At 64.7% G+C, this 25,225-nt stretch carries 26 protein-coding genes and 1 pseudogene; 13 read left to right on the top strand and 14 right to left on the bottom strand.

Annotated elements, in window-relative coordinates:
• Window positions 1–11 precede the first annotated feature (11 nt).
• Window positions 12–842, bottom strand: coding sequence for a 4,5-DOPA dioxygenase extradiol (gene ygiD / locus BCY78_RS12290; protein ID WP_068302116.1), 831 nt, complete (start codon window positions 840–842; stop codon window positions 12–14).
• A 51-nt stretch (window positions 843–893) separates the two neighbouring features.
• Window positions 894–1,469 (bottom strand): NADPH-dependent F420 reductase, encoded by a 576-nt coding sequence (locus BCY78_RS12285; RefSeq protein ID WP_068302115.1) that lies wholly within the window; start codon window positions 1,467–1,469, stop codon window positions 894–896.
• 130 nt (window positions 1,470–1,599) lie between these two features.
• Between BCY78_RS12285 and BCY78_RS12280 the strand changes: the two genes are divergently transcribed.
• Both BCY78_RS12280 and BCY78_RS25975 read left to right on the top strand, forming a co-directional pair.
• Window positions 1,600–2,496, top strand: a complete 897-nt coding sequence (locus BCY78_RS12280) for a LysR family transcriptional regulator (RefSeq protein WP_068302114.1) — start codon at window positions 1,600–1,602, stop codon at window positions 2,494–2,496.
• Window positions 2,497–2,550: 54 nt separating this feature from the next.
• Window positions 2,551–2,760 (top strand): annotated as a pseudogene (locus BCY78_RS25975) (transposase); the annotation flags it as partial.
• A 261-nt stretch (window positions 2,761–3,021) separates the two neighbouring features.
• On the opposite strand, the gene BCY78_RS12275 reads toward BCY78_RS25975, so the two are convergent.
• The gene (locus tag BCY78_RS12275) at window positions 3,022–3,930 is read right to left on the bottom strand and encodes a LysR substrate-binding domain-containing protein (RefSeq protein ID WP_083194998.1); all 909 of its coding nucleotides are present in this window, start codon (window positions 3,928–3,930) and stop codon (window positions 3,022–3,024) included.
• Window positions 3,931–4,015: 85 nt separating this feature from the next.
• Here BCY78_RS12275 and BCY78_RS12270 point away from each other — a divergent pair, with 85 nt between their 5' ends.
• Window positions 4,016–4,474: a DMT family transporter gene (locus BCY78_RS12270; RefSeq protein WP_068302216.1), complete on the top strand. Its 459-nt coding sequence runs from the start codon at window positions 4,016–4,018 to the stop codon at window positions 4,472–4,474.
• 206 nt (window positions 4,475–4,680) lie between these two features.
• Window positions 4,681–5,316 carry a type B chloramphenicol O-acetyltransferase gene (gene catB, locus BCY78_RS12265; RefSeq protein WP_068302112.1) on the top strand — a complete coding sequence of 212 codons (636 nt, stop codon included), beginning with the start codon at window positions 4,681–4,683 and terminating at the stop codon, window positions 5,314–5,316.
• Window positions 5,317–6,141: 825 nt separating this feature from the next.
• Here catB and BCY78_RS12260 read toward each other — a convergent pair.
• Window positions 6,142–6,453 (bottom strand): ETC complex I subunit, encoded by a 312-nt coding sequence (locus BCY78_RS12260; protein ID WP_068302111.1) that lies wholly within the window; start codon window positions 6,451–6,453, stop codon window positions 6,142–6,144.
• A 188-nt stretch (window positions 6,454–6,641) separates the two neighbouring features.
• Between BCY78_RS12260 and uvrB the strand changes: the two genes are divergently transcribed.
• Window positions 6,642–8,843: an excinuclease ABC subunit UvrB gene (gene uvrB, locus BCY78_RS12255; protein ID WP_068302110.1), complete on the top strand. Its 2,202-nt coding sequence runs from the start codon at window positions 6,642–6,644 to the stop codon at window positions 8,841–8,843.
• Window positions 8,844–8,902: 59 nt separating this feature from the next.
• Here uvrB and BCY78_RS12250 read toward each other — a convergent pair whose 3' ends face one another.
• Window positions 8,903–9,277: a hypothetical protein gene (locus BCY78_RS12250; RefSeq protein ID WP_068302105.1), complete on the bottom strand. Its 375-nt coding sequence runs from the start codon at window positions 9,275–9,277 to the stop codon at window positions 8,903–8,905.
• A gap of 109 nt (window positions 9,278–9,386) precedes the next feature.
• Between BCY78_RS12250 and BCY78_RS12245 the strand changes: the two genes are divergently transcribed.
• Entirely contained in the window at window positions 9,387–9,863 is a 477-nt protein-coding gene (locus BCY78_RS12245) for a YdcF family protein (protein ID WP_083194997.1), read from the top strand.
• On the opposite strand, the gene BCY78_RS12240 is transcribed toward BCY78_RS12245, so the two are convergent.
• From BCY78_RS12240 to BCY78_RS12230, 3 genes are all read right to left on the bottom strand, one after another.
• Window positions 9,854–10,255: a twin-arginine translocation signal domain-containing protein gene (locus tag BCY78_RS12240; RefSeq protein ID WP_068302097.1), complete on the bottom strand. Its 402-nt coding sequence runs from the start codon at window positions 10,253–10,255 to the stop codon at window positions 9,854–9,856. The two genes, BCY78_RS12245 and BCY78_RS12240, sit on opposite strands and share 10 nt — an antisense overlap.
• A gap of 96 nt (window positions 10,256–10,351) precedes the next feature.
• Window positions 10,352–10,753, bottom strand: coding sequence for a universal stress protein (locus tag BCY78_RS12235; RefSeq protein ID WP_068302094.1), 402 nt, complete (start codon window positions 10,751–10,753; stop codon window positions 10,352–10,354).
• Window positions 10,754–10,840: 87 nt separating this feature from the next.
• The gene (locus BCY78_RS12230; protein ID WP_068302093.1) at window positions 10,841–11,437 is read right to left on the bottom strand and encodes a rhodanese-like domain-containing protein; all 597 of its coding nucleotides are present in this window, start codon (window positions 11,435–11,437) and stop codon (window positions 10,841–10,843) included.
• A 223-nt stretch (window positions 11,438–11,660) separates the two neighbouring features.
• Here BCY78_RS12230 and gyrA point away from each other — a divergent pair, with 223 nt between their 5' ends.
• From gyrA to gluQRS, 5 genes are all read left to right on the top strand, one after another.
• Window positions 11,661–14,351: a DNA gyrase subunit A gene (gyrA, locus tag BCY78_RS12225; RefSeq protein WP_233499396.1), complete on the top strand. Its 2,691-nt coding sequence runs from the start codon at window positions 11,661–11,663 to the stop codon at window positions 14,349–14,351.
• A gap of 54 nt (window positions 14,352–14,405) precedes the next feature.
• Entirely contained in the window at window positions 14,406–14,756 is a 351-nt protein-coding gene (locus tag BCY78_RS12220) for a DUF6614 family protein (protein ID WP_068302088.1), read from the top strand.
• A gap of 55 nt (window positions 14,757–14,811) precedes the next feature.
• Entirely contained in the window at window positions 14,812–14,985 is a 174-nt protein-coding gene (locus BCY78_RS25595; RefSeq protein ID WP_158515930.1) for a hypothetical protein, read from the top strand.
• Window positions 14,986–15,048: 63 nt separating this feature from the next.
• Window positions 15,049–16,380, top strand: a complete 1,332-nt coding sequence (gene trmFO / locus BCY78_RS12215) for a methylenetetrahydrofolate--tRNA-(uracil(54)-C(5))-methyltransferase (FADH(2)-oxidizing) TrmFO (RefSeq protein WP_068302087.1) — start codon at window positions 15,049–15,051, stop codon at window positions 16,378–16,380.
• Window positions 16,377–17,231, top strand: a complete 855-nt coding sequence (gluQRS, locus tag BCY78_RS12210; RefSeq protein ID WP_068302083.1) for a tRNA glutamyl-Q(34) synthetase GluQRS — start codon at window positions 16,377–16,379, stop codon at window positions 17,229–17,231. Before trmFO ends, gluQRS begins: the two co-directional genes overlap by 4 nt.
• Here the strand turns inward: gluQRS and hisI are convergent.
• Complete coding sequence (gene hisI, locus BCY78_RS12205; RefSeq protein WP_068302080.1) at window positions 17,228–17,587, bottom strand: phosphoribosyl-AMP cyclohydrolase; 360 nt, start codon at window positions 17,585–17,587, stop codon at window positions 17,228–17,230. The genes gluQRS and hisI overlap by 4 nt on opposite strands.
• 35 nt (window positions 17,588–17,622) lie before the next feature.
• Here hisI and BCY78_RS12200 point away from each other — a divergent pair, with 35 nt between their 5' ends.
• Window positions 17,623–18,069 (top strand): iron-sulfur cluster assembly scaffold protein, encoded by a 447-nt coding sequence (locus tag BCY78_RS12200; protein ID WP_068302077.1) that lies wholly within the window; start codon window positions 17,623–17,625, stop codon window positions 18,067–18,069.
• 144 nt (window positions 18,070–18,213) lie between these two features.
• On the opposite strand, the gene BCY78_RS26175 is transcribed toward BCY78_RS12200, so the two are convergent.
• The 5 genes from BCY78_RS26175 to BCY78_RS12180 all read right to left on the bottom strand — a co-directional run bounded on the left by BCY78_RS26175 (window position 18,214) and on the right by BCY78_RS12180 (window position 23,913).
• A complete protein-coding gene (locus BCY78_RS26175) occupies window positions 18,214–18,342 on the bottom strand; it encodes a hypothetical protein (protein ID WP_255402878.1) in 129 nt (42 codons plus the stop codon).
• Window positions 18,343–18,421: 79 nt separating this feature from the next.
• Window positions 18,422–20,509 carry an ATP-dependent DNA helicase RecG gene (gene recG, locus BCY78_RS12195; RefSeq protein ID WP_068302073.1) on the bottom strand — a complete coding sequence of 696 codons (2,088 nt, stop codon included), beginning with the start codon at window positions 20,507–20,509 and terminating at the stop codon, window positions 18,422–18,424.
• Window positions 20,506–22,746, bottom strand: a complete 2,241-nt coding sequence (gene ligA / locus BCY78_RS12190; protein WP_068302071.1) for an NAD-dependent DNA ligase LigA — start codon at window positions 22,744–22,746, stop codon at window positions 20,506–20,508. Before ligA ends, recG begins: the two co-directional genes overlap by 4 nt.
• An 84-nt stretch (window positions 22,747–22,830) precedes the next feature.
• Window positions 22,831–23,541 (bottom strand): response regulator transcription factor CtrA, encoded by a 711-nt coding sequence (gene ctrA, locus BCY78_RS12185; RefSeq protein ID WP_068302069.1) that lies wholly within the window; start codon window positions 23,539–23,541, stop codon window positions 22,831–22,833.
• A gap of 93 nt (window positions 23,542–23,634) precedes the next feature.
• Complete coding sequence (locus BCY78_RS12180; RefSeq protein ID WP_068302067.1) at window positions 23,635–23,913, bottom strand: DUF1153 domain-containing protein; 279 nt, start codon at window positions 23,911–23,913, stop codon at window positions 23,635–23,637.
• A 167-nt stretch (window positions 23,914–24,080) separates the two neighbouring features.
• Between BCY78_RS12180 and mnmA the strand changes: the two genes are divergently transcribed.
• A complete protein-coding gene (gene mnmA / locus BCY78_RS12175; protein ID WP_068302064.1) occupies window positions 24,081–25,208 on the top strand; it encodes a tRNA 2-thiouridine(34) synthase MnmA in 1,128 nt (375 codons plus the stop codon).
• Window positions 25,209–25,225: the final 17 nt, after the last annotated feature.

Raw genomic sequence — 25,225 nt, 5'->3', positions numbered from 1 at the left:
GATGGGCCTCCTCAGGCGGGGTGGAAGATGAAAGACCGCATCGACACCGAGCCGAGGTCGATCGCGTCGGTCATGAAGGTAAGGGCATCACGTTGATCCGACGCCCCGGCCACCGTCAGCGCGGGAAGGTAATGGTCGACGGTCGGATGCGCCATGTCGAGCAGTGAGCCCAGGCCAGCGCGGTCGCTGAGGGCGGCAAAGTCGCGGTCGACCAGCTTGTTGGCAAACAGCCCATCGAACGCCAGCGCGAAATCATGCGGTGCACTGCCTGCCCCCCAACGGACCGCGTGCAGGTTATGCACCACGTTCCCCGAGCCGAGGATCAACACGCCCCGGTCGCGAAGCTCGGACAGCGCTTTGCCGACCTCGAGCTGGTAGTCGAGCCCCCGCGTCATGTCGATCGAGACCTGGAACACCGGCACATCAGCCTCGGGGTAGAGGAATTTCAGCACCGTCCAGGCGCCGTGGTCGAGGCCCCAAGTCTCGTCCGCCTCGCCGTGGTGGCTGGCCAGCAGCGTCACCACCTCACGCGCCAGATCCGGCGCACCGGGGGCCGGGTATTGTTGGGCGAACAGCGCCTCGGGGAAGCCGTAGAAGTCGTGGATCGTGCTGGGTGTGTTTGTCACGTTCACCAAAGTGGTGCCCCGGCTCATCCAGTGGGCCGAGACGACGAGGATCGCCTGCGGTCGCGGCAGCTGGGCGCCGAGGCCCGTCCAGACCCGGCTGAAGGGCGTGTCTTGAATGGCGTTCATCGGGCTGCCATGGCCGAGGAAGACGACGGGCATCCGCGCGGTGCGCGCAAAGCCGTCGCGCAGGGCGGCAAGGTCTTGGGTCAGGCTCATATCGGGTCCTCCGTTGGAAAGCGGGCCGCCGCCGGGACGGCCCTGCCGGGATCAGGCAGCGGCCAGCCATTGCGGCGCGATACCCGTGCCCTGGCCCAGCACATAGCCGAACTGGATGTTCAGGAAGCCAAGTGGCTCAAGGTAACGGGCGTTCTTCAGCGGGCCGGCGTCGACCGTCACAAGGCCGATCTCGGTCGCGAGTTTCTTGACGCGCTCCCGCGCCACGGCGTCATCCGAGGCAACGAAAGTTTGCAGCGGGCGGCCGTCGATCTGCAGGCCGGTTGCATAATGCTGGGCGAAGATCGTGTTGAACGCCTTGACCACCGAGGCCCCGGGCAGCGCCGCGGCAATCTCTTCGGCGGCCGAGGTGGCGTGGCCCACTTGCAGGCCCGAGAAATCCGCATTCACGGGGTTGGAGACGTCAATCACCGTCTTGCCGGTGAAATCCACCGTGCCGACGAGCTCGTTCACCGTGCCATAGGGGGTGGCGAGGATGACGATTTCGGCCGCCGCAACGGCCGCAAGGTCGTCGCCTTTGCCCAAGAGGGTGACTTTGTGGTCGGTCTTGCCGAGTGCGCCTGCGAGGCCCGAGCCGATGTTGCCGTTGCCAATGATTGCGATGTTCATGTCGTCGTCCTTTCTGTGCCGCGCCATGGCGGCGTGTCTTCATCTGCAACCAGAGATACGGCTTGCGGATCACCAACAAAATGGCGATTTAATAGAATGAATATCCCCATTTTGTTCTGAATGGTGGCGCATGGACATTGTCGATGAACTCAAGGCCTTCGTGGCCACGGCGCAGACCGGCTCCTTCACCGGGGCGGCAGACCAGCTTGGTGTGTCGAACCGCTTGACGTCCAAATACGTAGCAGAGCTTGAGGCGCGGCTGGGCGTGCGGCTATTTCAGCGCACCACCCGGCGCGTCGGATTGACCCCGGCGGGTGAAGACCTGCTGGCCCGCGCACCGGCCCTCCTCGACGAGCTCGATGCGCTGCTGGCCGAGGTCTCGGAAGGGTCGCGCGGCTTTTCCGGGGTGATCCGCGTCTCGGCCCCGGTCACGTTTGGCGAGATCTATGTCAGCGGGATGCTCGGGCGTTTTGCCGCCGCCAACCCCGAGCTGACGATCGATCTGCGCCTGAGCGACCGCTATGCCGATCTGGCCGGCGAAGGGATCGATCTGGCGATCCGCATCGGCCAGTCGGACATGCTGTCACTGAAGACCCGCAAGCTCGGGGCGTTCCGGTCGCTCGTGGTGGCGAGCCCCGCCTACCTTGAGGCACAGAGCCGCCCGGAAACGCTGGACGATCTGGCGAAGGCGCGCTGCATCGTCGACACCAACCGCCGAATGCCGCGCCGCTGGACCTTTCGCGCCGGTGCCGAAGAGAAAGTCGTCACCATTCAAGGGCAGTTCCAGGTGAACTCCGCCCGGGCTGCGGTTCAGCTGGCAGCGGCGGGATTCGGCATCGCCTATGTGCCGCGATTTGCCCTCGGCGACACCATCAACGCCGGTACGCTGGTGCCGCTGCTGCCGGAATACGAGGGCGAAACGGGCCCGATCAGCGCAATCTACCTCGAGGGGCGCGTCCTGCCCCGCAAGGTCCGCGCCCTTATGGACTTCGCACAGAAAGACCTTGCGATGGCCGACATTCTGTAAGGCTCTGTTGCAGAGATTCTATGAGGGATTCATCTCGTTGATCTATTGCGGTAGCTGGGATGCCTAAGCAGACCGACACCCACGATCTACAGGTCCAGAAACTGGCCAGCCTTCAGCGATGTCGCCATTCAGGCGCGCCTTTCGATGAAGGTCCTGTTTGGCATAGCGCTCAGGCAGACGACCGGCTTCGTCGAGAGCCTGCTGCCGTTGGTTGGCCTTGACTGGACGGTGCCTGACGTCAGCTCTTTTGTGCAACAGCGCCGCCCAGTAGGGTTTTTTGGCCCGTCAGTCCCAGGTATTCTACCAATAAGATTGTCCGCGGGGTCAGCTCTTTTCTCGACTGTCGCAACCGTTTGTGACCGACGCAGCGAACGACCGCTCTCCGCCCTCGACACCGGCAGCTAGCGTAAAGTCGCGCACGGCATGATCGTCGCAGAAGGGCCGCGAGCGGTCCTACAGCCCCAGTCAAAAGAACGCCCTTCTCGCGACCTTAAGAGGCTGTCGTTGGTGCAGGCTCGATCCCGATCAGCGCGCAGGCCGTGCCGCGATAGCTTGCCGCACCTGCTCAATTAACCAGCGCAGCGCAGGGTCGGTGCGCCGACGCTTAGCAGAGATCGCGGCGAAGCGGATCGAGGGCATCGCAAGGGGCGGAGCGGCAACTTCCAAGCCTGGGTCGGTGACATCCAGGCACCGCCGCGCAACTGTCAGGATCAGGTCGGTGCCACGAACGACCTGAGGCGCCACGTTCCAGTGAGGAAGAACCAATGCGATGCGCCGATGCTTTTGGTGCGATCGAAGGTGGAGGTCGAGCTCCGTCGCCGCCTCGCCATGGACCGCCGTGAGGACATGGGGCGCGGCCCAGTAGAGCGCTTCGGTCAGGCCGTGGTAGGGCTGCGGCTGGGCCAAAGGATCGAGAAGACAGGCATAGTCGTCTTCGAACAGGGTCTCTGCCACGCAGCGCGACGGCAGATCGGGGAAGACCCCGAAGGCCATGTCGATCTCGCCATCGACCACCGCGCCGATCATTCCTTCGCGGCTTTTCTGCGTAACCACGAGGTCAATGCCCGGCGCCTCCGCGCGCAGGCGCCGCATGAGGTCTGGAAGCAGGAGTGCAGTGCCATAGTCAGACATGGCAAGGCGAAAGACATGGCGTTCGGTCGGGTCGAAGCCCTCGGGTGCCAGCACGGTGCGGATCTGCGCCAGCGCCTCGGCCAGCGGCGCGGACAGTTCCAGTGCCCGCAACGTCGGCTCCATCTCGCGCCTGCGGCGGTGGAACAGGGGATCGTCCAGCAGGATCCGCAAGCGCGCAAGCGCATGGCTGACCGCGGGCTGGCTCATGTTCAATCGCTCGGCCGCGCGCGACAGATGTCGCTCGGCCAGAAGCGCGTCGAGCACGACGAGCAGATTGAGGTCGATGGCACGTAAATTATTCATGCCATGCATATTGCTTTGTCCAAGTCGAATTTCAAATGCGCTTTGCAGTGGGGCACACGAGAGGGACATCGAAATGGAGCGTGTCATGCAATTTCTTCCCCTCGTCATCATCGCTGCCCTCGCCGGAGCCGCGGTGCCTTTTCAAGGGGGTGCCAATGCGGCCCTGGGGCGCGCGCTCGGCCATCCGCTCTGGGCGACGCTTGCGTCGCTTGCGGTCAGTGCGCTGTGCATCCTGCCCGTCCTGATGATCCTGCGCGTGCCGCTGCCGACGCTTGGCGGCTTGGCGGGGCAACCGAAATGGATCTGGATCGGGGGCATTGCCGGGGTGATCTACGTGACCGCCGCGATCCTGTTGATGCCGAAGCTGGGGGCGGCCAGCTTCATGATCGCTGTGATCGCGGGGCAGATGGTGGGGGCGCTGCTGATCGACTGGACGGGCGGCGTCGGGCTGACGGCACGGCCGGTGGATGCGATGCGACTGGCCGGGACCGCGATGGTCCTCTTGGGCGCGATCATCGTCCAGTGGCCCGCGGTATCGCGGTGAACCCCGGTGCTTTACGCGCGCTTCGCGATCCTCGCTACAGGGCAGGCACCGGTCTCGGTGCCCCGGAGGAGCACAACTGAAGTCAGCAGACCGAACATCCTGAATACGGTCCCGGACAGAGTCCCGGGGCTGCCGCGCATCGCCACAGGCGACTGCGCCGGGTTCGCGCGTCTGCGCAGATGTCACATGCCTTCAGAGATCATCACATGGAAAACCACTTCGAAAGCCCGTTTCGCGGGGTGACGCTCGATCAGCAGGTCACCAATCCCAACATCACGGTGGGTCGCTTCAGCTACTATTCAGGCTATTATCACGGCCACGGTTTCGATGACTGTGCCCGCTACCTCGTAACCGAGGAAGGGGCCGACCGCCTTGTCATCGGCAGCTTCTGCTCCATCGGCTCGGGGGCGTCCTTCATCATGGCTGGCAATCAGGGCCACAGGGCCGACTGGATCAGCACCTTTCCCTTCTACTGGATGTCCGAGATTCCGGCCTTTGAAGGAGCGGAGAACGGGTTCAGACCCGCAGGCGACACGGTGATCGGCAACGATGTCTGGATCGGCTCCGAGGCGATCATCATGCCCGGCGTCACTATCGGCGACGGCGCGGTGATCGGTACGCGGGCCGTGGTGACGCGCGATGTCCAGCCCTATGCCATTGTGGGCGGCAACCCCGCGCGCGTCATCCGCAGGCGCTTCGCGGACGCGCAGATCGCGCGCCTGCTCGAGATGCGGTGGTGGGACTGGACCGAGCCGCAGCTGCGCCTCGCGATGCCGCTTCTGACAAGCGGAGATATCGAGGCACTCCACGAATATTGGTTGCGGGAGATCCGCGTCGGCTGAAGGTCGTGGACGCACCTTGGGTCATGCGCGCAGCGTCATGGCGGCATGGGGCTCGGAGTGAGATTGCGATGAAGTGGCGCCCCATGCAGTCGGGCGAGCCGGGTATCTGGAGACGGACCAAGGACCAAGAAGACACGCCCCCTCCACAGGAGGGGGTGCCTATCGGGCAAGTCGCCATAAACCTTCCGCCTTAGCTGTCGTTGGTTCTGGGCGCAGCAACCTTCTGCTATCCGCCGTTCGAGGACAGATCATCATGCAGCGCCGGACGTGAGCAGGGACTACGCCCCCTTGAAGAAAACCATTCGCTCCCAAGCGCGATAACGTTTCGTGTATTTCGCATCTGGTATGGAGCCCAGTACCCCGGGAAGCCCTCGGGAGGCGTCACTCAGGTCTGATCTCCCGCTGATGGCGAGCAAGAAGCTAGACCAGGCTTCGGCCGGAAATCACCTTCTGGCGCTTGAGGTGGATGAGGCCCCCTTCGACCGGAGCGCGGTCAACCTCCTCTCCACAGACGCGAAAGGCGCCGGAGCATCAGCCCCAGCGCCTCTATCACCGTCCTTCTGAGAGCAGCCCAGAGGCACCAGGTGGTACGTCTCGCCGAAGCGACCGGCCTCTCATTTCAGTGGCTTCAACACGCGCAGCATGCGCACCGTCCGAGCCAGTCCATCCGAGAGCTTAGGGTCGGTCGATGCGTCTCACTGGACGAGATGCCGAAAGGAATAACTGCGAAGCCGACTGAAGGCGGGTACATCCACGCCCTTCAAAATAGACCTCGGCCGGATCTTGTGGCCTATTCGGCCGCAACTTGATCCCAATTTACGCAGCTCAGTGCGTCCAAACCTGCCGGCGGTTCGTCGCGAAGTTCTCGCCGTAGCCGTTCGCACGGATATTGGCCGCACGCTCTTTCGGCTGTTGGACCACGTAGTCGATGCCATGCGCCTTCGCGTAAGCCTCAGCCTCGGCCTGCGTTGCGAAACGAAGGCGCACCTGCGCTTGCGTGTCACCCGACCCGGTCCAACCCATCAGCGGGTCCTTTTGCTTCGACTCCGCCGGGGCGAAATCGAGGATCCACAACTTGGTACGGGCCATACCCGATTGCATGGCGTTGCGGGCGGGACGATAGATGCGAGCGCGCATGAGAGACTCCGTCTGACTTGCCGCCTTATCCGAAATTGCGCCTTGCAGGGCAAGCGCTTTCCCCCTCCTCTCGGCGTTGCACCCTTCCGGCCCCCCGTTTTCCGCCGCACATGCTTGCAGCGGATCTTGAAGGGGAACAAAATAGGCACAATCTTAGACGCAAACCCCTTCCCCGCTGGAGCCCCCAGATGCACAACAACCGCCCGGATGCCTTTGCCGAGACGCCGATGGCCAACGTCCCGGTCAAGCGCGAGAAGCTGGAAGGCGGCAAGCGTTTCGTCATGCAGACGCCGTTCAAGCCGGCGGGCGACCAACCGACGGCGATCCGAGAGCTGTCGCAAGGCGTGCGCGAGGGGGAACGGGATCAGGTACTGCTGGGCGCGACCGGCACGGGCAAGACCTTCACCATGGCGAAGATCATCGAGGAAACGCAGCGCCCGGCGATCATTCTGGCGCCGAACAAGACATTGGCCGCGCAATTGTACGGGGAATTCAAGGGCTTCTTCCCTGACAACGCGGTCGAATACTTCGTCTCGTATTACGATTATTACCAGCCCGAGGCCTATGTGCCGCGCACCGACACCTTCATCGAGAAGGAAAGCCAGATCAACGAGGCCATCGACCGGATGCGCCACTCGGCCACGCGCGCGCTGTTGGAACGCGACGATGTGATCATCGTAGCCTCGGTCAGCTGCATCTACGGTATCGGCTCGGTCGAGACCTATTCGGCCATGTCGCAGGACCTCGTGGTCGGGACCATCTATGACCCGCGGCAGGTGATCGCCGACCTTGTGGCGCAGCAATACCGGCGCAACGATGCGGGCTTCCAGCGCGGCGCCTTCCGGGTGCGCGGCGATGTCGTCGAGGTCTGGCCCGCCCACCTTGAGGACCGCGCATGGCGCATGTCCTTCTTTGGCGAGGAGCTGGAGGCGATCACTGAATTCGACCCGCTGACCGGCACCAAAACCGACAGCTACGAGAAGATCCGCATCTACGCGAATTCGCATTACGTGACGCCTCGGCCGACGCTGAACCAGGCGATCAAGGGTATCAAGGATGAGCTGTTCCACCGGCTGAAGCAGTTGAATGGTGACGGGAAATTGCTGGAAGCCCAACGGCTTGAGCAGCGCACCAACTTCGATGTCGAGATGTTGGAGGCGACCGGCGTCTGCAACGGGATCGAGAACTACTCGCGCTATCTGACCGGCCGTGCGCCGGGCGAGCCGCCCCCCACCCTGTTCGAGTTCATCCCCGACAATGCCATCGTCTTTGCCGACGAAAGTCACGTCACCGTCCCGCAGATCGGCGGCATGTATCGAGGCGACTTCCGGCGCAAATCGACGTTGGCCGAGCATGGCTTCCGCCTGCCCTCGTGCATGGACAACCGGCCCCTGAAGTTCGAGGAATGGGACGCGATGCGCCCGCAATCGGTCTTCGTCTCGGCCACCCCGGCGGCTTGGGAGATGGATCAGGCGGGCGGCGTGTTTGCCGAACAGGTGATCCGTCCGACGGGCCTTCTGGACCCCGAGATCGAGATCCGCCCGGTCTCGATGCAGGTCGATGACCTTCTGGACGAGGTACGCCGCGTCGCCGCCGATGGCATGCGGGTGCTGGTCACCACGCTGACGAAACGCATGGCCGAGGATCTGACCGAATACCTCCACGAGCAGGGCATCCGGGTGCGCTACATGCACTCGGATATCGACACGATCGAGCGGATCGAGATCCTGCGCGACCTGAGGCTTGGGGCCTTCGACGTGCTGGTCGGAATCAACCTGTTGCGTGAGGGCCTCGACATCCCGGAATGCGGGCTGGTGGCCATCCTCGACGCCGACAAGGAAGGCTTCCTGCGCTCGGAAACCTCGCTGATTCAGACCATTGGTCGCGCCGCGCGGAACGCTGACGGGCGGGTCATCATGTATGCCGACAAGGTCACCGGGTCGATGCAGCGGGCGATGGATGAGACGAACCGGCGCCGCGCCAAGCAGATGGCCTATAACGAAGAACACGGCATCACCCCCACGACCGTACGCAAGAACGTCGAGGATGTGCTGGCCGGCCTGTGGCAAGGCGATACCGACCAGTCCCGCGTGACGGCCAAGGTCGAGAAGCCGATGATCGGCGCCAACCTTGCGGCCCATCTAGACGGCCTTCGGGCCGAGATGCGCAAGGCCGCCGAGAACCTCGAGTTCGAGGAAGCCGCCCGCCTGCGCGACGAGGTCAAACGGCTGGAGGCCGTTGAGCTGGCGGTGGCCGACGATCCCTTGGCACGGCAGGCCGCGGTCGATGAAGCGGTCGAGGAATCCGTCAAGGTCCGGGGGCGCTCGACCGCCGGCAAGGCCGGGTCCAACGCAAAGCAGGGTGCGAAGGCAAAGGGGCGGCGTCGCTGACGCCCCTTTTCGACCGCCGTCAGAGCGGGCGGGGCCTGCCCGCCACTGCCCGTTCCCGACTATTCGACCAGAACGATGTCGTCGTCATCCGCTTCGGACAGACCCGGTAGGTCCGCTTGCCAGTTCGGTACCGCCCGTCCGCGTTGAAGCCGGCGCGAGCGCGTGACGGGCTCGGGCGTCAGGCGGCGGATGGTGACGACGGCAGCGACGCGCGTATCCCAGAAATGTGGATCGTCGAGGATACGGATCGGCAAACGGTCCGGCACCAGCGTGCGGCGAAATTCCTCGCGCACCATGAGCTCGTGACGTTCCGATCGGAGGCCTCCGCGCGCAGCAGGCCCGCCTTCGAGGAAATCGATCCGGAGGGCGGCGGCTCGGGCTTCCAACCGGCGGATCTCGGACTTCAGGGCGGCAAACTCATCGACAGGATGCATGTACAACTCCCGCTACTGGTCTCAACACAATAAGGAACATCCAGCGAACATCTTAAGATCTGGTAACCGCTCCCTTGCCTGTTCGTGGCGATCCGCTATGCCGATTGGCATGACAAAGCCCCCCCGAATTGCCCTCGTTCTCGGCGCTGCGGTCTGGCCGGGCGGCCGGCCGTCACCCACGCTGTCGCGGCGCGCCCGTCACGCTGTGGAGCTTTACAAGGCGGGCGCCGTGGATGCGATCATGGGCTGCGGCGGATTGGGGCAACACCCGCCGACCGAGGCCGAGGTCATCGGTCAGATCTGCCGCGCTGCGGGCATCCCTGAGAGCGCGATCCTGGCCGAAGACCGATCGACCACGACGCGGGAAAATCTGATCAATGCCAAAGCCTTGTTGCCCGACATTGGGACGGTCGTGATCGTGACCGACCCGTATCACGCCCCTCGCGCCCGGCTGATTGCCAGACAAATCGGATTGCGCGCCGAGACGTCCTGCCCGCCGTGGTCGGAGGTCGGCCCACGCCAGCGCCTGCGGCATATCCCGCGCGAGGCGCTGGCGCTGATAGCCACCCTGCTGCGTCAGCGATAGGCCGAGACCTGCGCCGATTGGATCTGGTTCCCCGAGCCCCACAGATCGACCTGCGCCCAGACCCCGCCTTGCAGGATCAAGGCCCGGCTGTTGGGATCGATTCCGCCCCGCATCAACGATGATTCCAGCGATGCCCGCGCATTGGGATCCGCGAACCACGGGTCGCCCGCGTCGCCGGGATCGCGCCGGTTGAAACGGTGGTAATTTGCCCGGTCCTGCCGAAGGATCTGCCACGCCTCCCACAGCCTCTGGCCGTTGGAATTATAGAGATCCTGCGTGCCGATATAGGTGGTGTAGCTGCCCAGATAGCTCTGGCCGAGGGCCGGTCGGGCAAGGCCAAGAGCCCCCAGCCCCGTCACGGCAAGTCCGGAAAGGAAGTCACGTCGGTCCATGGTCGTCCTCCGCTTTGCGGGCGGGACGGCTTCTCCGTCCCGCCACGTCAGGAAGGATGGCACCCTGGACTGCGCGCCACCTTGAGCGAGGTCAAATCACCGCATCAGATGGACGGCGCAGGTGGCGTGCCGCGCGATCCAGGTCGCGGTGGAGCCGATCTGCGTGCGGTCCGAGCGGTGCGAGGCAAGGACGATGCAATCCACCGCTTCTGCCTGCGCATGATCGAGGATCGAACGCCCGGCCTCGCCCTCCAGCACCGCAACGCCGGCCTGATCGAAAGTGGCGGCATGGCGGGCGAGATCCTCGCGGATGGCATCGACCAGCTCCTCGCGCCAACCCAGCGGCATGTAATCGATGGCGTAGAACGGCACCTTCTCCATGACATGGACCAGCATCACCAGAGCATTCGGCGCCGACAGGGCGCGGGCGATCTGAAGCTCACGCTCAATGTCGTAATCGGGCTCGTAGGCGACCGGGACGAGGATGCGGGCGTACATGGGTTTTCCTTTCCGACGAGGGCCTTGGGGCGGGCCGTTCACACGGCCCCTCCCCCTGATCTGGGGGCGATCAGCCGCGGTGCAAGCTCAATTCTGCGGCACCAGAACCGACAGCCCCAGCATCCGCCAGACCTGCATCCCGCCGCGGTAATAGCGGATGTGATCGGCAGGGAAGCCGGCATCGATCATATTGCGAATGGCGGTGGGGGATTGCCCGCACCACGGGCCGTTGCAGAACAGAAGAACCTGCCTCGGGGCCTCGCAGGTGAAGCCGTCGAAATCCAGCTCGCAGCCCAGCTCATCCAGACGGTCGGCCGTCTCATTATAGGGGATGTGCAGCGCGCCGGGGATGGTGCCGCCGCGGTAATCCGCCGCGACCCGGCTGTCGATCACCAGCATCTCGGGGTCTTGCAACGCGGCGATGACCTCCAGCTCGCCGACTGTGGTCACCCCTTCGGCGGGCGACATCGGCTGGATGCAGAAATTCGGACAGGGCCGCGAGGTCATCGCCCATTCGCCGGTGACGACATTGGCGTTGTCCTGAATGCGCGCGATCTCGGCGGGACCGGAATCGGTCTCGACGGTGACCGAGGCCATGTCGGGGGTGATGTTGACGGGCTCGGCGAAAGCCGGGGCACCGAGGGCCGCCAACGCAAGGGTGGCGGGGAACAGCAGGGATTTCATGTCACTCCTCCCAGATGAGACAGCCCAAATGATAGCACGCCGCCTGCCAAAGTCGCGTGGGACAAGTGTCGCGGCATTGCACCATGCTCTGGGGTCAGGCTATAAGACCGCCAACAAGATCTAGCGAAAAAACGCGCGCGAGGACCCGGTGAGCGACGATACGGAAATCCCTGACGAAATCGAGAAAACCCCCTCCGGACCGGGCGTCTCGATCGTGCAGGAAATGCGCACGGCCTATCTCGATTACGCGATGAGCGTGATCGTCAGCCGGGCGATTCCTGACCTGCGTGACGGCCTCAAGCCCGTGCACCGCCGGATTCTCTTCGCGATGCACGAGACGAACAACACCCACGACAAGCCGTATCGCAAATCGGCGCGTCCGGTGGGTGACACGATGGGTAAGTACCACCCGCATGGTGACAGCGCGATCTATGACGCGCTGGTGCGGATGGCGCAGCCCTTCTCGATGTCGCTGAAACTGCTGGATGGTCAGGGCAACTTCGGCTCGATGGACGGCGATCAGGCCGCGGCCATGCGTTACACCGAAGTGCGCATGGACAAGCCGGCCAACTTCCTCCTCGCCGATATCGAGAAGGACACGGTCAACTTCCAGGACAACTATGACGGCAAGGATCAGGAACCGACGGTTCTGCCGGCGCGCTTCCCGAACATGCTGGTCAACGGCGCGGGCGGTATCGCCGTCGGCATGGCGACCAACATCCCGCCGCATAACCTCGGCGAGGTGATCGACGCGACTAAGGCGCTGATCGCGAACCCGGATCTGTCGTCCGAAGAGCTGATGCAATACGTCCCCGCCCCGGATTTCCCGACCGGCGGTCAGATCATGGGCCGCGCCGGTGCGCGCAAAGCCTATCTCGAGGGGCGTGGCTCTGTCCTGATCCGCTCGAAGACCCGGGTCGAGGAGATCCGCAAGGACCGCTATGCCATCGTCGTCGACGAGATCCCCTATCAGGTGAACAAGGCGCAGATGGTCGAGAAGATCGCCGAAGCGGTCCGCGACAAGCGGATCGAGGGGATCAGCTCGGTCGCCGACGAATCCGACCGGATCGGCGTGCGTGTGGTGATCGAACTCAAGCGCGACGCCACGCCCGAAGTGGTGCTGAACCAGCTGTTCCGCTTCACGACCATGCAGGTCAGCTTCGGCTGTAACATGCTGGCGCTGAACGGCGGCCGCCCTGAGCAGCTGACCCTGCGCGACTTCCTGCACCACTTCCTCACCTTCCGCGAGGAAGTCGTCACCCGCCGCACCGCGTTCGAGCTGAACAAGGCACGCGAGCGCAGCCATATCCTCTGCGGTCTGGCCGTCGCGGTGTCGAACGTGGACGAGGTGGTCGCCACCATCCGGTCCTCGGCCGACCCGGCTGACGCCCGTGACAAGCTGATGACTCGTCGCTGGCCGGCCGCCGATATCGCGGCCTATATCCGCCTCATCGACGATCCCAGCCACACGATGAACGACGACGGGACCTACAACCTGTCCGAAGCTCAGGCCCGCGCGATCCTTGAACTCCGTCTGCAGCGCCTGACCGCGCTCGGCGTGAAAGAGGTCACGGACGAGCTGGAAGAGCTGGCCGCGAAGATCAAGGATTACCTCGACATCCTGCGCTCGCGCGCCCGGATCATGGCGATCATCACCGACGAGTTGGACGAGGTGCGCAACGCCTTCGCCGTGCCGCGCCGGACCGAGATCGTCGACTGGGCCGGCGACCTTGATGACGAGGCACTGATCGAGCGTGAGGATATGGTCGTGACCGTGACCCAGACGGGTTACGTCAAGCGCACACCGCTCGCCGATTTCCGCGCCCAGAACCGGGGCGGCAAGGGTCTGTCGGGCGGCTCGCTCAAGGACGACGACGTGGTCACCACGCTGTTCGTCGCCAACACCCACACGCCGCTCTTGATCTTCACGACCGGCGGCATGGTGTTCAAGCTGAAGACCTGGCAACTGCCGCTCGGGAGCCGCGCCTCGCGGGGTCGCGCGCTGACCAACGTCATTCCGGGCATGGAAACCGGCGTCGGCATCGCCGCGATCATGCCCGTCGACAAGCCCGAGGACGAATGGGAAAACCTGCAGATCGTCTTCGCGACTTCGGAAGGCGATGTGCGCCGTAACGCGCTGTCGGACTTCACGAATGTCATGCGCAACGGCAAGATCGCGATGAAGCTGCCCGAAGGCATCAGCCTCGTGAACGCGCGGATCTGCGACGAGGATGACGATGTCATGCTGGTCACCGCCATGGGCCGGGCGATCCGCTTCCCGACCGTCGATGTCCGCGTCTTCAAGGGCCGCGATTCCACCGGCGTGCGGGGCATCCGTCTGGCCGAGGGCGACTCGGTCGTCTCGATGGCCGTGATCCGCCACTTCGAGGCCACTCCGGGTGAGCGGGCCGAGTATCTGAAGCAACGCCGCCTGATGGCGGGCGTGACTGAGGAATCCGAAACCGACGAGGACGAGACCGACGCCTCGAGCGAAATGAGCGACCTGCCGCCTGAACGCTATGCCGAGATGTCGGCGCTGGAAGACCTGATCCTGACCGTGACCGAGAAGGGCGCGGGCAAGCTGTCGTCCAGCCACGACTACCCGGTGCGCGGTCGCGGCGGCCAGGGCGTGATGGCGATGGACAAGGCCATGCGCGGGGGTGCGCTGGTGGCGTCCTTCCCGGTCGATCCGTCCGACCAGATCATGCTGGCCACCTCGACCGGCCAGTCGATCCGCACTCCGGTCGATCAGGTGAGCTTCCGCTCGCGCTCGGCCGGTGGGGTCCGCGTCTTCAACACCGCCAAGGGCGAGGTCGTCGTTTCGGTCGCCCGCGTGGTCGAGCAGGACGAGCCGCAAGCCGACGCCGAAGCGCCTGAAACCAAACCGGAAACGCCGGACGACAGCACGGATTGACACTTTCTTAAGTGACAAGTGCCACCATGGCCGGGTCTGTGAAAGGGCCCGGCCATGAACGTTTACCACTGCATGATCGACCTCAAACCCGGCGCCAAGGCGCTTGTCTTCGCCCATGCGCTGGACAATTGGATGTCGCTTCTGCAGCAGGAAGGCCGGATCGAGGGTTGGCGCCTGATGCGGCTGAAGCTGAAGCTCGGCGGTGACGAATGCTCGGATTTCCTGCTGGAGATCGACCTCAAGGATCTCGCCCAACTGGATTATGCCTTCCGCTTCCTCGGTCGTGGAGATGAAGAGGCGGCGCAGCTCTACGACCAGATGCGCCAGCATATCAACCACATCAATGTGGGCCTCTACCGTCCATACCCGGACCAAGAACGCGTCGAGCGGATGACCTTGATCTGAGGCGCCTCGGAACGGACCCTGCCCTCTCGCGTTGGTTTCGCGAAAGGAGGGTCCCATGTCCGCACCCGATACCAACACCGAACGCGAAGCCAAGCGCCACAGCCCGGCGCTTCTGGGTATCTTTGTCGCCGTCATCATCGCCGGAATCGCCGGCCTCGTGATGACCAGCTGGGGCGAGGTCGAGAATGACGCCACGCCGTCCGCGCAAACGGTGCAGCCGTCCAACTGACCCACAGGGGCACCCGCTGCGGTGCCCCTTCCCTTATGCCCCGCGCCTCGCTATTTCAGCGCCATGACCCAGGAACTCCATATCATCGGCGGCGGCATGGCCGGCTCGGAAGCAGCATGGCAAGCGGCGCAGGCCGGCGTGCCCGTTGTCCTGCACGAGATGCGCCCCAACGTCGGCACCTTCGCCCACCAGACCGGCAATTTCGCCGAGATGGTCTGCTCCAACTCCTTCCGCTCGGATGATGACGAGCAGAACGCCGTGGGCCTCCTGCATTGGGAGATGCGCGCGGCGGGTGGCCTTCTGATGGAGATGGCCGACAAGCATTCCCTGCCCGCCGGTGGCGCGCTGGCCGTCGACCGCGAAGCCTTTGCCGAGGGCGTGACTGAGCGCCTGCGCGCCCATCCGCTGATCCGCACCGAAGCCGGCGAGATCACCGAACTGCCCGCTGAGGGCCATTGGATCATCGCCACCGGCCCCCTGACGTCAGACGCGCTGGCGCAGGCGATCCGCGCCGAGACCGGGGCCGAGAGCCTCGCCTTCTTCGACGCCATCGCCCCCATCGTGCATTTCGACACGGTCGATCTGTCGAAGGCCTGGTTCCAGTCGCGCTATGACAAGGGCGAGACCGAGGAAGAGCGCAAGGCCTACCTCAACTGCCCGATGACCAAGGACCAATACGAGGCCTTCATCGACGCGCTGATGGCCGCCGACAAGGCCGAGTTCCGCGAGGGGGAGACCGCCGGATATTTCGACGGCTGCCTGCCGATCGAGGTCATGGCCGAGCGCGGCCGCGAGACCCTGCGCCACGGCCCGATGAAGCCGGTGGGACTGACCAACGCCAATGATCCGCAGAACAAGCCCTATGCCGTGGTCCAGCTGCGCCGCGACAACGCTTTGGGAACGCTCTATAATATCGTCGGTTTCCAGACCAAGATGAAATACGGCGCGCAGACCGAGGTGTTCCGGATGATCCCGGGGCTGGAGAACGCGGGCTTCGCGCGGCTGGGCGGCATCCACCGCAACACCTTCCTCAACTCGCCGACGCTTCTGGATAATCAGATGCGCCTGCGCTCGCGCCCGAACCTGCGCTTCGCGGGTCAGGTCACGGGCGTCGAGGGCTATGTCGAAAGCGCCGCGATGGGCCTCGTTGCCGGGCGCCTCGCCGTGGCCGAGATCCAAGGCCGCGACCTGCCGCCGCCGCCGCGCGTCACCGCCATGGGTGCCTTGATCGCCCATATCACCGGCGACGCGGAGGCGAAGACCTTCCAGCCGATGAACGTGAACTTCGGCCTTTTCCCGCCCATCGACATGAAGGGCGGGCGCCGGGGCCGCAAGGACCGCTACAAGGGCTATACCGACCGCGCCAAGGAGGCCTTCACGGGCTGGTTGGGGTGATCACCCGCTTCGCCCCCTCGCCCACCGGGCCGCTGCATCTGGGCCACGCCTATTCGGCGATCCTTGCCCATGACAGCGCCCGCACGGCAGGGGGGCGGTTCCTTCTGCGCATCGAGGATATCGACCGCTCCCGCGCCCGTCCGGAATGGGAAGCGCAGATCTACGACGACCTAGCGTGGTTGGGCCTCAGCTGGGAACAGCCGGTGATGCGCCAATCGGACCGCCTGCCGGTCTATCGCGCAGCGTTGCAGTCGCTGTGGGATCGCGGTCTGATCTTCGCCTGCCAATGTTCACGCCGGGACATCCTGTCGGCCGCCTCGGCCCCGAATGAGGGCGAGCCGCTGATGGGCCCCGACGGCGTGATCTACCCCGGCACCTGCCGTCACCGCGATTGCACTTCGGGTGCGATGCCCGAGGGCGAGGCGCTGCGTTTGAACATGCGCATGGCACTGGCGGGCCAGGACGCGATCCGCTTCACCGAGACCGGCGCCGGCCCTATGGGCGAGACGGGCGAGATCACCCTGCCCCTGGCGGCCTTGATCGAGGGGATCGGCGACGTCGTGCTCTCGCGCCGCGACATGGGCACGTCCTACCACCTCTCGGTCGTGCTGGACGACGCGGAACAGGGCGTGACACAGGTCACCCGGGGCCAAGACCTGTTCGAGGCCACGGCAATCCATGTGGTTCTTCAACGCCATCTGGGCCTTCCGACCCCGACCTACCACCACCACCGCCTGATCCGCGACGAGGCCGGCAAGCGCCTCGCCAAGCGCGACGACGCCCGCGCCATCGCCACCTACCGGGCCGAAGGCGCGACGCCTGACGATATCCGGCGCATGGTCGGCCTTTAGGCCTCGGGCTGCATCAGCTCCACCGGCTCACCCTCGCGGATCGCGGTGTAGAAGCAGCTGCGGCGGTTGGTGTGGCACGCCGGACCCGTCTGATCGACCAGCACCAGCAGGCAATCGCTGTCGCAATCGACGCGGAAATCCACCAGCTTCTGCGCGTGGCCCGAGCTCTCGCCCTTCACCCAGAACGCTTGCCGTGAGCGCGACCAATAGGTGACCTTGCCGGTCTCCAGCGTCCGCGCCACGGATTCCGCGTTCATCCAGGCCATCATCAGCACCTCGCCGCTGGCATGGTCCTGCGCGATCGCCGGGATCAGACCTTTGTCGTCATAGCGCAGGGATTGCGGATCGAAAGGCATAGCTTATATCCTCACCGTCAACAGGAGCCGCAGACGTGTCCGAAACCAACGACCTGATCAAGCTGTATTCGACCAAGATCCTGGCGCTGGCGGCGGAAATCCCGCATCTGGGCCGGCTCGAGGCGCCGCAGGCCAGCGTCAAGAAGCGCTCGCCGCTCTGCGGCTCCACGGTCACGGTCGATCTGGACATGAAGGACGGCAAGGTCTCGCGCTTCGGACAAGAGGTGAAGGCCTGCGCGCTGGGACAGGCCTCGGCCGCCGTTTTGGGCGAGGCCGTGATCGGTCGCACCGCTGAGGAACTGGAAGGCATCGCCCAGGACCTTGAGGCCATGTTGAAGCAGGACGGCCCCGTGCCTCCAGCTCCGTTCGACGGCTACGAAACCCTCCTGCCCGCGCGCGAGTTCAAGAACCGCCACGCCTCGATCCTGCTGTCGGTGCAGGCCGCGGCCGAGGCCGCCCGGCAGGCAGAAGCCGCCGCCTGATTCCAACCCCTTGCCACGCATAAAAAAACCGCCGCGTCACAGCGCGGCGGTCAGTAGGCGTGTCTGGATGGGTCATGGGCATCAGGACAGAAGATGCCGCACCAGACCGCAGGGCAGAAGCAGGTCGAAATCAGGTCAGTTCCGTCAGGTCATCAGGGGAATGTAGAGTGCGCCGTAGAGCAGCACGAAGAGGGCGACCACCCCCAGCGCATCGCTGAGCATCGCAAGGCGGTCATCACGCGGGTCGTCGAGTTGGCGAAGGATACGGCGCATTCCAAATCTCCCCTGTTGTTAGCATTTTGTTCTCACGATTCGACGATCATTGCAAGAACTAAATGAGAACAAAGAGGGATCAACCGATCCGCATCAACCGTATCGCCTTGTCCTGCTCCATCAGCCACAACAGCACGCGCGCCGCCTGCCCCCGGGGCGATTGCAGCGTGGGGTCGTCGTGCAGCAGCTTGCGCGCATCGCTCTGGGCGACCTGCATCAGGTCCGCCTGACGCTCCAGATCGGCCAGCCGGAAACGCGGCAGACCGGATTGCGCCGTGCCGATCATGTCGCCGGCGCCGCGCATCGCCAGATCCTCGTCGCTGATGCGGAAGCCGTCCTCGGTGTCGCGCATCAGCTTCAACCGGCGTGAGGCCGTCTCGCCCAAAGGCGGATCATAGAGCAACAGACAGGTCGAGGCGCCCGAGCCGCGCCCGACCCGCCCCCGCAGCTGATGCAGTTGCGCGAGGCCGAAGCTCTCGGCGCGTTCGATCACCATGATCGTCGCGTTGGGCACGTTCACGCCCACCTCGATCACCGTGGTGGCGACCAGAACCCGTGTCTCGCCCGAGACGAAGCGCGCCATCGCCGCATCCTTCTCGGCGGGCGGCAGCTGGCCATGCACCAGCCCAACCGCATCCCCCAACCGGGCGCGCAGGTATTCGAAGCGCGCCTGCGCGGCGGTCAGGTTGACGGTCTCGCTTTCCTCTACCAGCGGACAGACCCAATAGGCCTGCCTGCCCTCGGAAATCGCCCGCTGCAGATGGCCGACCACCTCATCCAGCCGCTCGGTCGAGGCCAGCGAGGTGACGATGGGCTTCCGCCCCGGCGGCTTCTCGTCGAGCATCGACAGGTCCATGTCGCCATATTGCGCCAAGGCCAGCGAGCGCGGGATCGGCGTCGCGGTCATCACCAGAATATCGACGGCCGAGCCCTTTTCGCCCAAGGCCATGCGCTGTGCGACGCCGAAACGGTGCTGTTCGTCGATCACCGCCAGCCTGAGGTCGTGGAACACGACGTCCTTCTGGAACAGGGCATGCGTGCCGACGAGGATGTCGATCATCCCCCCGGCCAGATCCCCCAGCTTGCGCGCGCGCTCACGCCCCTTGTCGCGGCCGGTCAGCAGCTCGACCCGTACGCCCGCGCTGGCGGCGAGCGGCGCCAGCGCCTCCAGATGTTGCCGCGCGAGGATCTCCGTCGGCGCCATCAGCGCGCCCTGCCCGCCCGCCTCGACCGCCGTGAGCAGCGCGGCCATCGCCACCAGCGTCTTGCCCGCACCCACATCGCCCTGCAGCAACCGGTTCATCCGGCTGTCTGAAGCCATGTCCCCGGCGATTTCGGCAATCGCGCGGGTCTGCGCCCCGGTCGGCGCATAGGGCAGCGCGGCCAGAACCTTGCGCAACAGATGCCCGTCGCCCTTGGTCACCCGCCCCGCCGCCTTGCGCTGCGTCGCGCGGGCGATCGCCAGCGTCAGCTGATGGGCCATCAACTCGTCATAGGCCAACCGCTGCCGCGCCGGGGCACTGGCCGACAGATCCGCAGCCGAGCCCGGCGCATGCGCTTGCCTCAGCGCCTCTGCCCAATCCGGCCAGCCCGCCTTGGCCTTCTGGCCCGGATCGATCCATTCCTCCAGCGCGGGCAGTCGGGTCAGCGCATCACGCGTGGCCTTGGCCATCATCCGCTGCGTGATCCCCGCCGTCAGCGGATAGACGGGCTCCCATTGCGGCAGCGTGTCGGCCTCGTCAGGTGTGAGCACATGATCGGGATGCGGCATCTGATAAATGCCGTCGAACATCTCGACCTTGCCCGAGATCACCCGGCGCTCGCCCGTCGGCAGCAGCTTCTGTAAATAGTCGCCGCGCGCACGGAAGAAGATCAGCTGGAATTCCTGCTGCGCATCCTCGACCAGGATCCGGTAGGGCCGCCCCTTCTGCCGTGGCGGCAGATGGTTGCCCACCGTCACCTCGACCGTCGCGACCTCGGGCGGCATCACATCCCGGACGGAGGCCCTCAGCCGCCGGTCAATGCCCGAATGGGGCAGCACGAAGACCAGATCGCGCGGTGTCTCCACGTCCAGGCCGCTGAAAAGCTTCGCGGTTTTAGGCCCGATCCCCTCGAGCCCCTCCAGCGCGCCAAACAGCGGGAACAGGATTTCCGGCCGCCCGCTCATCCGCCGATCAGCGCGATCCAGGCGTCTTCGTCGATCACCTCGACCCCCAGCGCCGCGGCCTTCTCGGCTTTGGAACCCGCCGCCTCACCGGCGATCAACAGGTCGGTCTTGGCCGAGACCGACCCCGCCACCTTGGCCCCCAACGCCTCGGCCCGTGCCTTCGCCTCGGCGCGGGTCATGCGGGTGAGCGTGCCGGTAAAGACCAGCGTCTTGCCCGCAACCGGGCTTTCGGTGGCGCGGGCCTCGGGCGGCAAGATGTCGGTCAGCTGCGCGATCAAGCGATTGATCGAGGCGCGTTCCCGCTCCTGCGTCAACGTCGTGACAAGCGAGACCGCCAGCACCGCGCCGACACCTTCGATGCCGACCAAATCATCCCAGGCCGCCTTCGCGCCCTCAGGCAAGCCGGGCGCCTCCCAGATCGCATCGCGCGCCTTTTTCACCTCGGCCCGGCGCCCCGCATCTGCCGCGCGCGCGCGTTCCTCATGTTCGGCCTCGTCGGCGGCCAGCTGGCGCGCGGCGGCCGGGGCGGCCTGATCAACGGCTCCGATCAGCGCCTCCCAGCTGCCGAAATGACGCGCCAGATCGGCCGCGGCAACCTCGCCCAGATGACGGATGCCGAGGCCGAAGAGCAGCCGGGCAAGCGGGATCCGGCGACGCTCGTCGATCGCGTCGAACAGCTTCGCGGCCGAGCGTTCTCCGAAGCCGTCGCGGTTCTTCAGCTTGGTCAGGTTCCCCGCATCGCGCGCTTTCAGGGTGAAGATGTCGGCGGGTTCGCGGATCGGCAGCTGATCGTCCGTGAAGAACATCTCGATCTGCTTTGCGCCCAGACCGTCAATGTCCAGCGCATCCCGGCTGACGAAATGCTTCAGCTTTTCAACAGCCTGCGCGGGACAGATCAGGCCGCCGGTGCAGCGATGCGTGGAATCCCCCGGCTCGCGCACCGCGGCCGAGCCGCATTCCGGACAGGTCTGCGGGAAATGGTAGGGTTCGGCGTCCTCAGGGCGACGCGAGAGATCGACATCAGCGACCTTGGGGATCACATCGCCCGCGCGATAGACCTGCACCCAATCGCCGATACGGATGTCGCGCCCCTCGCGGATCGGCTCACCCTTGCTGTCGCGGCCGGCAATGTAGTCCTCATTGTGCAACGTGGCATTGGACACCAGCACCCCGCCGACATTGATCGGCGCCAGCCGCGCGACCGGGCTGAGGGCGCCGGTGCGGCCGACCTGAATGTCGATGGCCTCAAGCCGCGTCCAGGCCGTTTCGGCGGGGAACTTATGGGCAATGGCCCAGCGAGGCGTCGTTGCGCGGAACCCGAGCCGCTCCTGCAAGGCGAGGTCGTTCACCTTGTAGACCACACCGTCGATGTCATAGCCCAGATCCGGGCGCTGGCTCTCTATCTGCCGATAATGCTCCAGCATGTCGGCCGGGCCCGAGCAAAGGCGGGTCAAAGGGTTGATCGTGAAACCCAGGGTTTCCAACCGCTTGATCGAGTCAAACTGCGTTTCGGCCAGTGGTTCGGACAGGACACCCCAGGCATAGGCGAAGAAGCTCAAAGGACGCGCGCGCGTGACTTCCGGGTCGATCTGGCGCAAAGATCCCGCGGCGGCGTTGCGCGGATTGGCGAAGACACGGCTGCCCTGCGCATTCAGCGCCTCGAAATCGGCCTTGGTCATATAGACCTCGCCGCGGACCTCCAGCACCTCGGGCGCCCCGGTAAGGTTGTGCGGAATTTGCGCGATGGTCCGGGCATTGGCGGTGACGTCTTCGCCGGTCTCGCCATCCCCCCGGGTCGCGGCGTAAACCAGTTTACCCTGCTCATAACGCAGGGAGAGCGACAGCCCGTCAATTTTCGGCTCGGCCGTATAGGCCAGCGGAGCATCGGCTGAGAGATTGAGGTAGCGGCGGATACGCAGGTCAAACTCCTGCACATCCTCATCCGCGAAAGCGTTGCCCAACGACAGCATGCGCTTTTCATGGCGGATCTTGCCGAAGCCTTCGGCCGGCGCGGCGCCCACCCGGTCAGACGGGGAATCGACGCGCTTCAGGTCAGGGAAACGGTCCTCGAGCGCGCGGTTACGGCGCTTCAGCGCGTCATATTCCGCATCGCTCAGGATAGGAGCATCCGCCTGATGATAGGCGGCGTCCGCTTGGCTCAGGACCTCGGCAAGGCGGGCCAGCTCTTCGCCGGCCTCGGCCTTGGTCAGGTCTTCTACCGGGCGCTCGTTCTGCATGCTCCCCTCCGTCTGTTAGACCCGTGATAGGGGCCGGAGAGAGGATTTTCCAGATCTTACGCGCCGGTTCAGTGCAGCCGTCGGTCAGGCACCGACGGCGCGGGCGCGATCACTGTCCCGGACCGGATCGCGCAGCACATAGCCACGGCCCCAGACCGTTTCGATGTAGTTCTCGCCACCGGTCGCCTCTGCCAGCTTCTTGCGCAGCTTGCAGATGAAAACGTCGATGATTTTCAGCTCAGGCTCGTCCATGCCGCCGTAGAGATGGTTCAGGAACATCTCCTTGGTGAGCGTCGTGCCCTTGCGCAGGCTCAACAGCTCCAGCATCTGGTATTCCTTGCCGGTCAGATGGACCGACTTGCCTTCGACCTCGACGGTCTTGGCATCCAGATTCACCGAGATCTGGCCGGTGTGGATGATCGCCTGGGCATGGCCCTGGCTGCGCCGGATGATCGCATGAATGCGCGCCACCAGCTCATCGCGGTGGAACGGCTTGGTCATGTAATCATCCGCACCCTGACCGAAGCCCTTGAGCTTGATGTCAGTGCTGTCCTCGCCCGTCAGGATCAGGATCGGCGTGTTGACACGCGCAAGCCGGATCTGACGCAGGACCTCGAGCCCTGCCATGTCCGGCAGGTTGAGGTCCAGCAAGATCAGATCGTAGTCGTAGAGCTTACCCAGCTCCACGGCTTCTTCACCAAGATCGGTGCAGTAGACGTTGAAATTCGCGTGCGTCAGCATCAATTCGATGCTGCGCGACGTCGTCGGATCGTCTTCGACGAGAAGGACTCGCATAGTTCGGACTCCGCATTAACCCTCGATTTCACTAACCATGAACAACATTCGTTAACGCACGGTTACCGGGTCCTTTAACCAATAACACTCTCTCTAAAGTTGTCTATACTTTTGGAGAGCAGTTACCTTAAGCGCATCCACCCCATGTGTCGAAACGGCAACAGCCCACGAATCGAACTCCTCATCCGAGAGGGCGTAGCGATCAAGCGCCTCCTCCCGGGGAATCAGCCCATGCGCGACGGCCTGAACGACCACCGCTTTCCGGCTTGCGACCCATCGACGGGTCGTTGACGGTGGCAGATCAGCGCGGCTGATCACTGTCCCGTCGGGCAGCGTCACGGCACGGGGGCCGTCAATCTTCTTGAGAAACATAGGTTTCACCCCTTTCCTTCATCCCACCTTCGAAATTGGCAAGACAGGCTTAAGGAGGCGTTGATACTGTCGGGGCTCAGGCCTTGAGAGTATGAAGCATTTTACTATATCTCGCGCATACCCAAGCAAACCTGCCGCAATCACTAGACATCAGGAGGCTTCGCGACATGAGCGTGAACTCCCTGGGCTTCGCCAAGCCCCCGTCCGAAACCCGCGTCGTCGTCGCCATGTCCGGCGGCGTGGACAGCTCCGTGGTCGCCGCCGAGTTGCACGCGCAGGGCTACGACGTGATCGGAGTCACCCTGCAGTTGTATGACCACGGCGCGGCGCTGGCCAAAGCCGGGGCCTGCTGCGCCGGGCGCGACATCCATGACGCGCGCCGCGTGGCCGAGACGCTGGGCTTTCCGCATTACGTGCTGGATTATGAGAACACCTTCCGCGAGGCGGTGATCGAGGAATTCGCCGAATCCTATCTGGCGGGCGCCACCCCGGTGCCCTGCATCCGCTGCAACGAGCGGGTGAAATTCAAGGATCTGTTGGAAACCGCGCGCGATCTGGATGCCGATTGCATGGCGACCGGCCACTATATCCAACGCCACGCTGGTGATTCGCAGGCCGAGCTGCACATGGCCGCCGACCCCGCGCGCGACCAATCCTACTTCCTGTTCTCGACCACGCAGGAACAACTGAACTACTTGCGCTTCCCGCTGGGGCATCTGGCCTCGAAGGCGGAGACGCGGGCGCTGGCCTCGAAATACGGGCTCTCGGTCGCCGACAAGCCGGACAGTCAGGACATCTGCTTCGTGCCGAACGGCAATTATGCGGCGGTGATCGAGAAACTGCGCCCGGGCGCCGCCGATCCCGGCGAGATCGTCGATACCGAGGGTAACGTTCTGGGCAAGCACCGGGGCGTCATTCACTACACGATCGGTCAGCGGCGCGGGCTGGGGATCGGCGGTCTGGCCGATCCGCTCTATGTGGTGAAGCTGGACGCCGACAACAAACGCGTCGTCGTCGGCCCGAAGGAGGCGCTGGCCACCAAGACCGTCCCGGTGCGCGAGATCAACTGGCTGGGGGACGAGCCGTTCGAGAGCCGCTCGGAATGGCCGATGCGGGTCCGCATCCGCTCGACCAAACCGCCGGCGGAGGCGATCCTGCGTCCGACCGGCCCGACCACGGCCTTCGTGGAATTGCTGACGCCCGAGGATGGCGTCTCGCCGGGCCAGGCCTGCGTGTTCTATGAACCTGAGGGCAGCCGGGTCTTCGGCGGTGGCTGGATCTGGCGCGGCTATTAACCGCTTAAGCGGATCGC

Origin of the sequence: Pararhodobacter sp. CCB-MM2, from assembly GCF_001691415.1 — a bacterium.
In the GTDB taxonomy this organism is placed as follows: Bacteria; Pseudomonadota; Alphaproteobacteria; order Rhodobacterales; family Rhodobacteraceae; genus Pararhodobacter.
The sequence above is the reverse complement of the archived record's forward strand: the minus strand, read 5'-3'. Positions and strand labels throughout refer to the sequence as shown.